12 protein-coding genes are annotated in these 9,334 nt (G+C 67.3%); 4 read left to right on the top strand and 8 right to left on the bottom strand.

Annotation, left to right across the window (positions count from 1 at the left end):
- Together ACFE7U_RS11430 and ACFE7U_RS11425 are read left to right on the top strand one after the other, a co-directional pair.
- Window positions 1-455, top strand: a 455-nt coding sequence (locus tag ACFE7U_RS11430; protein ID WP_375409848.1) for a DNA translocase FtsK, incomplete at its 5' end; no start/stop codon positions are given.
- A gap of 96 nt (window positions 456-551) precedes the next feature.
- Window positions 552-1,454 (top strand): outer membrane lipoprotein carrier protein LolA, encoded by a 903-nt coding sequence (locus tag ACFE7U_RS11425; protein WP_375409847.1) that lies wholly within the window; start codon window positions 552-554, stop codon window positions 1,452-1,454.
- A 15-nt stretch (window positions 1,455-1,469) separates the two neighbouring features.
- On the opposite strand, the gene ACFE7U_RS11420 is transcribed toward ACFE7U_RS11425, so the two are convergent.
- The 5 genes from ACFE7U_RS11420 to argC form a co-directional block, all read right to left on the bottom strand.
- A complete protein-coding gene (locus tag ACFE7U_RS11420; RefSeq protein WP_375409846.1) occupies window positions 1,470-2,282 on the bottom strand; it encodes a transglutaminase family protein in 813 nt (270 codons plus the stop codon).
- Window positions 2,283-2,448: 166 nt separating this feature from the next.
- Window positions 2,449-3,648 carry an MFS transporter gene (locus ACFE7U_RS11415; RefSeq protein ID WP_375409845.1) on the bottom strand — a complete coding sequence of 400 codons (1,200 nt, stop codon included), beginning with the start codon at window positions 3,646-3,648 and terminating at the stop codon, window positions 2,449-2,451.
- A gap of 220 nt (window positions 3,649-3,868) precedes the next feature.
- Window positions 3,869-4,393, bottom strand: coding sequence for a MucR family transcriptional regulator (locus tag ACFE7U_RS11410; protein ID WP_375409844.1), 525 nt, complete (start codon window positions 4,391-4,393; stop codon window positions 3,869-3,871).
- Window positions 4,394-4,774: 381 nt separating this feature from the next.
- Window positions 4,775-5,245, bottom strand: coding sequence for a DUF1348 family protein (locus tag ACFE7U_RS11405; RefSeq protein WP_375409843.1), 471 nt, complete (start codon window positions 5,243-5,245; stop codon window positions 4,775-4,777).
- Between the two features lie 137 nt (window positions 5,246-5,382).
- A complete protein-coding gene (argC, locus tag ACFE7U_RS11400; protein WP_375409842.1) occupies window positions 5,383-6,318 on the bottom strand; it encodes an N-acetyl-gamma-glutamyl-phosphate reductase in 936 nt (311 codons plus the stop codon).
- A gap of 191 nt (window positions 6,319-6,509) precedes the next feature.
- Here argC and ACFE7U_RS11395 point away from each other — a divergent pair, with 191 nt between their 5' ends.
- Window positions 6,510-7,025, top strand: coding sequence for a hypothetical protein (locus ACFE7U_RS11395; protein WP_375409841.1), 516 nt, complete (start codon window positions 6,510-6,512; stop codon window positions 7,023-7,025).
- A 38-nt stretch (window positions 7,026-7,063) separates the two neighbouring features.
- On the opposite strand, the gene ACFE7U_RS11390 is transcribed toward ACFE7U_RS11395, so the two are convergent.
- The 3 genes from ACFE7U_RS11390 to rplM all read right to left on the bottom strand — a co-directional run bounded on the left by ACFE7U_RS11390 (window position 7,064) and on the right by rplM (window position 8,346).
- A complete protein-coding gene (locus ACFE7U_RS11390) occupies window positions 7,064-7,333 on the bottom strand; it encodes a hypothetical protein (RefSeq protein ID WP_375409840.1) in 270 nt (89 codons plus the stop codon).
- A gap of 69 nt (window positions 7,334-7,402) precedes the next feature.
- Entirely contained in the window at window positions 7,403-7,882 is a 480-nt protein-coding gene (gene rpsI / locus ACFE7U_RS11385; protein ID WP_375409839.1) for a 30S ribosomal protein S9, read from the bottom strand.
- Between the two features lie 2 nt (window positions 7,883-7,884).
- Window positions 7,885-8,346: a 50S ribosomal protein L13 gene (gene rplM / locus ACFE7U_RS11380; RefSeq protein WP_375409849.1), complete on the bottom strand. Its 462-nt coding sequence runs from the start codon at window positions 8,344-8,346 to the stop codon at window positions 7,885-7,887.
- 293 nt (window positions 8,347-8,639) lie between these two features.
- Between rplM and ACFE7U_RS11375 the strand changes: the two genes are divergently transcribed.
- The coding region (locus ACFE7U_RS11375) for a potassium channel family protein (RefSeq protein ID WP_375409838.1) at window positions 8,640-9,334 on the top strand (695 nt) is incomplete at its 3' end.

Below are 9,334 nucleotides of genomic sequence, written 5' to 3'. Positions count from 1 at the left end.
GCGTGGTCGCCCACCTCAAGCGCCAGGGCCGGCCCTCGTACCTCGACGCCGTCACGGCCGATGACGGATCGGGCGACGAGAAAGCGCCCAAGGGCGCCAAGGCCGAGAAAGCCGCAGCGTCCGAGGCCGAAGATCTCGACGCGCCGATCTTCGATGCGGGAGCCTATGCGGGCAGCGGCGGCATCGACCCGGGCGCCGAGCTCTACGATCAGGCGGTGCAGGTGGTGATGCGCGACCGCAAGGCCTCGACGAGCTACATCCAGCGCCGCCTGCAGATCGGCTACAACCGGGCCGCCTCGCTGATGGAGCGCATGGAGATCGAGGGCATCGTCGGGCCGGCCAACCATGCGGGAAAGCGCGAGATCCTGATGGAAGGCGCCTCATCGAGCATGATGCACGGCCACATGATGCAAGGCTCGATGATGCACGGCTCCATGACGGACGACGACGACTGATCATTTCGATGAGAAGCCGGAGACGGCGTCCCATAATCGCCACAGCGCGGGGCTCTAAGGCGGAGCCCTGCCACTCATTTCGGAGAACGCCGCACGATGACCGGCCGCCGCCTTCCCTTCGCCGCCGGTTCGCTCGTCGTGGCCGCCGCCCTCCTCCAGCCTCTGCCGGCGCAGGCCCAGCTTGGGGCGTTCATCGACGGATTGCTCGGTCGCAAGGAGCAGCCTGCGCCCGAGCCGGAGGCCGCTCCGGCGTCCCCTCCCCCCGCGGCACCCGCCCCGAAGAAGCCGCCGGCCCAGGCCGCCAAGCCCGCCAAGGACGGCAAGCCCGCCTCCGCGCAGGAGAAGACCGGCAGCATCAGGAACGGGGGCAAACCCGCCGAGACCGCGCCCAAGGTCGCCGCCGTCGGCGTGCCCTCGGCCGGCGCCTCGGAGGCCGATCCCTCGACCCTCGTCGCCCAGGCCAATGCCTATTTCAACGGCATCACGACGCTCACCGGCAGCTTCGTCCAGATCGGGGCGGATGGCCGCCGGATCGGCGGCAAGCTGACCCTGTCGAAGCCAGGCCGCCTGCGCTTCGACTACGACCAGCCCTCGCCCCTTGAAGTCGTGGCCGACGGCACCTCGGTGGCGGTGCGCGACCGCAAGCTCGGGACGCAGGACCTCTACTTCATCTCGCAGACGCCCCTGAAATTCCTGCTCCGCGAGAAGATCGATCTCGCCCGCGACCTCACGGTCATCGATGCCGGCACCGATCCGGGCGGCGTGCGCATCGTCACGGAGGACCGCTCGACGCTGGGCGGCACCTCCAAGATCCAGCTCTTCTTTGACGCCGAGATGAAGACGTTGAGCCAGTGGCGGATCACCGACCCGCAAGGCTACCAGACCACGGTCCAGCTCTCGAACCTGCAGAGGGGCCGCACCGTCGAGTCGGGCCAGTTCTTCATCAATTACGGGCGGGCCGAGGACAAGGCGATGCAGGAGAAGCTGCAGCGTCCGTGACGGCGATGCCGACGCTCAAGCCGCGTCGGTGACGTCGTCCGTGTGGACGTCGAAGCTCGCGAGCAGCGCGGTGTTGAAGCTCGTGGAGATCGCCACGTCGGTGGCGTCGCGGCCGCGCGCAATCACGATCCGGCCGATCCGGCGCATGTTGTTGCGCGCGTCGAAGGTGTGCCAGGCGCCGCCGAGATAGACCTCGAACCAGGCCGAAAAATCCATCGGCGGGGTCAGCGGGATGCCGAAATCACCGAGATAGCCGGTGCAATAGCGCGCCGGGATATTCATGCAGCGGCAGAACGTGACCGCCAAATGGGCGTAGTCGCGGCACACGCCGAGGCGCTGGCTGTAGCCCTGCGAGGCGCTGCGGGTCGCGTCGGCCTGCTGGTAGTCGAACTTGATGTGATCGTGGACATGGTCGCAGATCGCCTGCACCCGCGCCCAGCCTTCCGGCGTACTCCCGAACAGCGACCAGGCAACGTTGGAGAGCCTGTCGGTGTCGCAATAGCGGCTGCCCAGCAGGAACTGCATGACGTCGTCGGGCAACTCCTGCACGGGGTGCTGGCGCGCCTCCGGCAGGTAGGCGTCGGGCTCGCCCGAATCCCGGATCGTGAAATCCGCCGAGACGGTGATGCGTCCGCCCGGCGCCAGGATGCGCGTGCAGACGTTGCCGAAGGAGTCGCGGTACTGATGTGCCGGCACCGGCGGATCGAAGGTCATCGTCTCGGGCGTCAGCAGGTCGGGGACGCGCGACGGGTGGACGTTGAGCATGAAGGTCATGGGCGTCGACTCCGCCGTGTCGTAGCCGATGGCGTAGCCGGTGCGAATTTTCATGGGATGGGGCTCGGTCTCGAGGAGGTACGCGAGGTCTCGGTGTGATGGACGCTGCCCGCTCTGAAGAGACGCGGCAGAGCTTCCGGCGTTCCCTGTCGGGCGGGAACGGCCGGCGGACGCTTGCAGGATCCAGGCCCATTTCACGGTCGCGGGTTCGAGCGGGACGTCACCGTGGGCGGGCGGGAGCGGCATGCCCCTCCGGTTCGAAGCGATCAGCTTCCCCATCCCCGGCGCCGACGCGGCCGGACAGGGTCAGCGCCAGGGCGAGGGCGGCGATCGCGGCCCCGATCCAGGGCAGGGCCGCGTAGCCGAAGCCGAGGGTCAGCGCCGCGCCGCCCAGGGCCGCTCCGGCCGCGTTGCCGAGGTTGAACGCGCCCTGGTTCAGGGTCGAGGCGAGGTTGGGCGCGTCGCTCGCCGCCTCGACGACCCAGATCTGCAGCGGCGAGACCAGGGCGAAGACCAGGGCACCCCAGAGCGGCAGGGTCAGCACGGCCGGCCAAGCGGCGCGGCTCGTGAAGGCGAACAGCACCATCACGGCGACGAGACCGGCAAAGCCTCCGACGATGGTCGCCGCCAGGCGCGTGTCAGCCAGCTTTCCGCCGGCGAGGTTGCCCAGCGTCAGGCCGATCCCGAAGACGAGCAGCGCCCAGGTCACGTCCTCGGGGGACAGTCCGCTCTGCGTGCGCAGCAGCGGCGTGATGTAGGTAAAGACGGTGAACAGGCTGATCGCGGCCAGGATGCTCACCAGCATCGGGCGCATCACCTCCCAGCGCCGCAGCGACCGGAACTCGCCCGCGAGACCCCCAAGGGAGCCCGGTATCCCCGAGGGGACCGACGCCGCGATGGCAGCGGCGGCAACGACACCGGTGCCGAAGACGGCGAAGAACGTGGAGCGCCAGCCTATGGCCTGACCGAGCGCAGTCCCGAACGGCACACCGAGCACGTTGGCGAGGGTAAGGCCGGTGAACATCAGCGCGACCGCCTGGGTACGCTGGTGGCGCGGCACGAGGCTGGTCGCCACCACCGCGCCGATCCCGAAGAAGGCGCCGTGGGCGAAAGCGGTGACGATCCGCGCGACCATCAGCAGAGCGTAGCTCGGGGCGAGCGCGCAGGCGAGATTGCCCACGAGAAAGACCGCCATCAGGACGAGCAAGGCAGTCTTGCGCGGCAGCCGCGCCGTGGCGATGGCGACGATCGGCGCGCCCACCGCGACGCCCATCGCGTAGCCCGAGACCAGGAGGCCGGCCTGGGGGACGCTCACCCCGAAGCTCTCGGCCACTTCGGGCAAGAGGCCCATGATGACGAATTCGGTGGTCCCGATGGCGAAGGAGGCCGCCGCGAGGGACGGGAGCGGACGGGACAGCATGGGCGCCTCACCTGCGGGCACTGCGCTCCTGCGGCGCAATGGTCGATGCTGCAATGCAGCATCGACGGCGAGCTTCCCTATCATTGTCACTCGTCGAAGGCGACATCTCTACGGGCGAGTCGAAGGTTCTTCCAACGAAACGGGAAGGCCCGCGCGACGGATGTCACGCGGGCCTTCCCGTCGGTCGACCGGTCTCCACCCCAGGGTCGGGATGAGCCTATCAGGCCGCCTCTTTCTTGCGCGGGCCGCGGCGCTTCTTTTCCGGAGCGGAGGGTGACGTGTCCCGCGAGATGCTGGCCTCCGGCTCGGCCGAGGCCGCCTTCGGCAGGCTCTTGCGGCGCTGCTGGCCGAGGCCGAGGGCGCGGGCGAGTTCCGAGCGTTGCTCCGAATAGGCGGCCGAGGTCATCGGGTAATCGGGAGCGAGACCCCATTTCACGCGGTACTGCTCCGGGCTCAGCCCGCGCAGGGTGAGGTGGCGGCGCAGGGTCTTGTACTGCTTCCCGTCCTCGAAGCTGATCAGGTACTCGTTCGAGACCGACCGCCGGATTTCCTGGGGCGTCGCCTTGGGCGGCCCGGCATCGACGGCCGGAGCGCCGGTTCCGGTCACGGAGCGTATGGCGTCATGAACATCACTGAGGAGCTTAGGAAGCTCTGCGCTCTGAACATGGTTGTTGCTGACATAGGCAGAGACGATGTCGGCCGTCAGGGTGATGAGGCGACTGCTGTCGCTTTCGGTCTCGATCATGATGATTGCGCCATTACCACGCTGTATCCGCGATATTTCCGACGCTAAGCTCAATAAAGCATAATGGCAAGATATAGCATCGACCGTATTGCAGTTTTCTGCGATGATTTGCACTGAAAAGCAACTTTTTTCGCGCCGCGCCTGCACGAAGTCGGTCGATCGCGCTGGGGTTGCCCTAATGCTTGCCTCTCAGGTGATCACTCAAGCGACGCCATCTGGACAGTCGGGTGACGTGGGAGAGCCATGATTGACGGCACGTGATCTCCATCACGGTTCGTGGCCGATAACGAGACACGGTACAGGATGAGGGCTGCCGGCCAGGTAGTCCCGGCCTCCCCGATCTCGGCGAAACCAGCCGAACGTCTTCGTCGATCGCGGTCTTTACAGTCCGAGATCGGACAAACCGGGATGGTCGCTCGGGCGCGGGCCGTGCTCCCAGTGGAACTTGCGCTCGGATTCCGCGATGGCGACATCGTTGATGCTGGCTTCGCGCCGCCGCATCAGGCCCGTCTCCGTGAACTCCCACTGCTCGTTGCCGTGCGAGCGGAACCACTGGCCGGCCTCGTCGTGCCACTCATAGGCGAACCGCGCCGCGATCCGGTTCTCGTGGAAGGCCCAGACGTCCTTGATCAGCCGGTACGCGTGCTCGCGCTGCCATTTCCGGGTCAGGAAGGCGACGATGGCCTCGCGGCCGCTGAAGAAGTCCGAGCGGTTGCGCCACCACGAATCGGGGGTGTAGGCGAGCGAGACCTTGTGCGGATCGCGGGTGTTCCAGGCGTCCTCTGCGCCGCGCGCCTTCTTGGCGGCGGTCTCGGCCGTGAAGGGCGGAAGCGGTGGACGGCTCTCTGACATCTTGGCTTCGCTTCCCCAGGGCGGTGGAAGAAGCTGTGCCTATACGGCCGAGGCCGCGTCAATACCTCGACATTCCCGGATTAGGATCATGCACAGACGTCGCGCTTCGACGTTTGTGCATGATCGGACTGTGCTCGTCAGTCGAGACCGAGCATCAGGCCAATATTCTGCACGGCCGCGCCCGAGGCGCCCTTGCCGAGATTGTCGAGGCGCGCCACGAGCACGGCCTGCCGGCTGGCCTCGGCACCGAACACGCGCAGTTCCAGCCTGTCGGTGTCGTTGAGGGCCTCCGGCTCGATCCTCTCCACCCCTTGGGTCGGGATGACTGCGACGAGGTCCCGGCCCGCGTAATAGGCGGCGAGCGCGGCCTCAATGTCGTGCACCTTCGGCCGGGCCGGCAGGGTGTCGAGGTGGAGCGGCACGCTCACCAGCATGCCCTGCCGAAAATTGCCCACCGAGGGGATGAAGATTGGCCGGCGGGTGAGCAGGCTGTAGGCCTGGGTCTCGGGCAGGTGCTTGTGGCCGAGCCCAAGGCCGTAGAGCAGGAACGGCTCTCCCTGCCGGGCCTCGTAGCTCTCGATCATCGCCTTGCCGCCGCCGCTGTAGCCGCTGACCGCGTTGATGCTGAGCGCATGGTCGGATGGGATCAGCCCCGCCTCCACCAGCGGCCGGATCAGGGCGATGGCCCCGGTCGGGTAGCAGCCGGGATTGGCGACCCGCCGCGAAGCCCGGATGGCGTCGGCCTGGCCGGGCTGGAGCTCGGCGAACCCGTAGGCCCAGTCGGGATCGACCCGGTGCGCGGTGCTGGCATCGAGGAGGCGCGGCCCGCCGCCCGGCAGCGCGTCGGCGAGCGCCACGGTCTCGCGGGCGGCTTCGTCCGGCAGGCACAGGACGACGAGATCGACCTCCTGCATCAGTGCGCGCTTGGCGGCGACGTCCTTGCGCTGCTCGTGGGGAATGCTTCTGAGCGTGATCCGCCCGTCCCGCTCCAGGCGCTGCCGGATGCCGAGACCGGTCGTGCCCGCCTCGCCGTCGATGAAGACGGTGGGTTGTCCGGTGCGGGTCTGGCTCATCGCAAACGTCCTGTGGTTCCTGGTGCCGCCGGTGCCGCCCCGTCTCGCGCCAAGTGGCGAGGCTTGCCGATCGAGTCAACGATAGGAGGCGGGCTCCGACGCCCTGATGACACACCGTCGCTCCCGGCGCGCCGGAACGGAGTCTTTATCGCGCCGGTTCTCGGTGGAGATCAGAGAAGAAGGGTCCCGATATGGCAACGAGCGCGGAGAAGACCGATCCCAAGCTGTGGGACAAGGTGAAAGCGGAGGTCACGCAGTCGTCGAAGGGCGGAAAGCCCGGGCAATGGTCGGCGCGCAAGGCCCAGGCGGCGACGAAGGCCTACAAGGATGCCGGTGGAGGCTATGCCGGCGGGAAATCCGACGACAACAGCCTCAAGCAATGGTCCGACGAGGAGTGGGGCACGAAGTCGGGGGCCGAGAGCGGCGAGACCGGCGAGCGGTACTTGCCCAAAAAGGCCCGCGAGGCGGTGTCCGACGAGGACTATGCCCGGTCGACTAAGAAGAAGCGCGCCGACACCGCCAAGGGCCGGCAGTTCTCGAAGCAGCCCGCCGACGTGGCGAAGAAGACGGCCGCGGCGCGCAAGGCGGCCGGCAGCGGGTCCGATGCCACGAAGGCGGACCTGATGAAGAAGGCACGAGCAAAGAACATCCCCGGCCGCTCGCGGATGTCGAAGTCCGAGTTGGAGACAGCCCTTCACGCCGGCTAGACAGCATCGGCCGGAACAGTGACGATCGATCGGGCGCCCTAACCCTCCAGCGTGCCCCAACTCGGCTTCCACACGCCCTCAGGGTCGATCACCACGATCTCGAGGCCGCCCGTATTGGCGATGTGGACGGCGATGCCGAAGGCTTGGGCGATCGGCATGAGGCCGGTGGTGCTGAAGAGCTTGCCGTCCGCGAGCTTGACCTCGCCGACCACGTCCGCGCCCGAGCGGGCGAGGCAGAGCGTCACCGCGCTCACCACGGGCGCGACGACGCGCCGGAACGTATTGGCCATCTCGAGGACGTCTCCCATCGGGTCGGTTCAAACGAATGGGGCGGGTCCTCTCGGACCCGCCCCATTTGATGGCCGGATGGCCGATCTTTAGCGCTTCGAGAACTGGAAGCTGCGGCGGGCCTTCTTGCGGCCGTACTTCTTGCGCTCGACCACGCGGCTGTCGCGGGTGAGGAAGCCCTCGCGCTTGAGCGGCGCGCGCAACTCCGGCTCGAAGTAGGTCAGGGCCTTGGAGAGGCCGTGGCGCACCGCACCGGCCTGGCCGGAAAGACCGCCGCCATGGACGCTGACCATGATGTCGTACTGGTCGACCCGGCCCGCGACCTGCAGGGGCTGGCGCAGGATCATGCGCAGCACCGGACGGGCGAAGTAGACCTCGATGGTGCGGCCGTTGACGACGACGTTGCCGGTGCCGGGCTTGATCCAGACGCGGGCGACCGCGTCCTTGCGCTTGCCGGTGGCATAGGCGCGGCCTTGCGCATCGAGCTTCTGCACGTGGACCGGCGCCGCGTTCTCGGGCGACTCGACGTTCGACCGGTTGAGGTCGGCGAGGGACTGGAGGGTCGCCATGATCAAGCGCTCACGTTCTTGCGGTTGAGGCTGCCGACGTCGAGCGCCTGCGGCTGCTGGGCGGTGTGGGGATGCTCCGTGCCCTTGTAGACACGCAGGTTGCCCATGATCTGGCGAAAGAGCGGACCGCGCGGAAGCATGCGCTCCACAGCCTTCTCGACGATCCGCTCGGGGAAGCGGCCGTCTAGGATGAACTTGGCCGTGCGCTCCTTGATGCCGCCCGGATAGCCGGTGTGGTGGTAGTACACCTTCTGCTCGCGCTTGCGGCCGGTGAACTTCACCTTCTCGGCATTGATGACGATGACGTTGTCGCCGCAATCGACGTGGGGCGTGTAGGCGGGCTTGTGCTTGCCGCGCAGACGCAGGGCGACGATGGAGGCAAGCCGGCCGACGACCAGGCCCTCCGCATCGACGATGATCCACTTCTTGTCGACGTCGGCGGGTTTCAGCGAAAAGGTCTTCATCGCGCTGCTCATCCCGTGGCGTTCCGTATGATCCGTAAAAAACGATGCGCCGCCACGTTCGAGACGCGGCGGCGTTGGGGGTCCAATACGGGTGATCGCCGGCGCCGTCAAGAGTATCGATGCCGTCTGGATGCCGTAAAGCTCAATCACCAGAACGGGTTCGATCATGAGGTATCATGATACCGCGCCCGCCGATCCTCCGCCTCGTCGCCGATGGCGCCGCGCGATCGTCCTTCCGGGATCATAAGCGTCGTGCGACAGGTCGCGGAACGATCATCGGCGCACGCGGACGCATGGCCCAGCTCAAGACCCGCCTTCGGGAACTCTACGACGGCGACACGGATCGTGCCCACCGCTTCCGCTACGGCCTGCTCGTCTTCGACATCGTCACCATCCTGTTCGTCGTCGCCTCGTCGTTCCTGCCCGACTTGACGTTGGTGAAGGGGCTGGATGTCGTCTTCGGCGTCGTCGTGCTCCTCGACTTCCTGGCCCGTCTCGTCATCAGCCGGGAGCGGGCTCGCGAATTCTTTCGCCTGACGACCTGGGCCGACATCGCGGCCGTGGTGTCGTTCCTCGCTCCCGTGGTGATCGAGGGCATCGGCTTCCTGCGCATCCTTCGGACGCTGCGCCTGCTGCGGACCTACCAGCTCATCGACCGCCTTCGCATCGATAGCCCCTTCTTCCGCCGCAACGAGGAGGCGGTTCTCGCCGCCACCAACCTCGCCGTGTTCGTCTTCGTGATGACCGGGATCGTCTTCGCGACGCAGCACCGGATGAACCCGGCGATCGGCAACTACGTCGATGCGCTCTACTTCACCGTGACCTCGCTCACGACGACGGGCTACGGTGACGTCACACTCCCCGGTACCTCCGGGCGGCTGATCTCGGTGGTCGTCATGATCTTCGGCGTGACGCTGTTCCTGCGGCTCGCGCAGGTGCTGTTCCGTCCGAGCCGGGTCCGCTTTCCCTGCCCGGCCTGCGGGCTGCA

The sequence above is a fragment of the uncultured Methylobacterium sp. genome (genome assembly GCF_964251405.1).
Taxonomy (GTDB): domain Bacteria; phylum Pseudomonadota; class Alphaproteobacteria; order Rhizobiales; family Beijerinckiaceae; genus Methylobacterium.
This window is presented reverse-complemented; position numbering and strand designations above follow the sequence as displayed.

What these genes read in the sequence shown, in the direction of transcription:
- ACFE7U_RS11425 (WP_375409847.1), top strand. Translation starts at nt 552, where the DNA reads ATGACCGGCCGCCGCCTTCCCTTCGCCGCCGGTTCGCTCGTCGTGGCC.
- ACFE7U_RS11420 (WP_375409846.1), bottom strand. Translation starts at nt 2,282, where the DNA reads ATGAAAATTCGCACCGGCTACGCCATCGGCTACGACACGGCGGAGTCG.
- ACFE7U_RS11415 (WP_375409845.1), bottom strand. Translation starts at nt 3,648, where the DNA reads ATGCTGTCCCGTCCGCTCCCGTCCCTCGCGGCGGCCTCCTTCGCCATC.
- ACFE7U_RS11410 (WP_375409844.1), bottom strand. Translation starts at nt 4,393, where the DNA reads ATGATCGAGACCGAAAGCGACAGCAGTCGCCTCATCACCCTGACGGCC.
- ACFE7U_RS11405 (WP_375409843.1), bottom strand. Translation starts at nt 5,245, where the DNA reads ATGTCAGAGAGCCGTCCACCGCTTCCGCCCTTCACGGCCGAGACCGCC.
- argC (WP_375409842.1), bottom strand. Translation starts at nt 6,318, where the DNA reads ATGAGCCAGACCCGCACCGGACAACCCACCGTCTTCATCGACGGCGAG.
- ACFE7U_RS11395 (WP_375409841.1), top strand. Translation starts at nt 6,510, where the DNA reads ATGGCAACGAGCGCGGAGAAGACCGATCCCAAGCTGTGGGACAAGGTG.
- ACFE7U_RS11390 (WP_375409840.1), bottom strand. Translation starts at nt 7,333, where the DNA reads ATGGGAGACGTCCTCGAGATGGCCAATACGTTCCGGCGCGTCGTCGCG.
- rpsI (WP_375409839.1), bottom strand. Translation starts at nt 7,882, where the DNA reads ATGGCGACCCTCCAGTCCCTCGCCGACCTCAACCGGTCGAACGTCGAG.
- rplM (WP_375409849.1), bottom strand. Translation starts at nt 8,346, where the DNA reads ATGAAGACCTTTTCGCTGAAACCCGCCGACGTCGACAAGAAGTGGATC.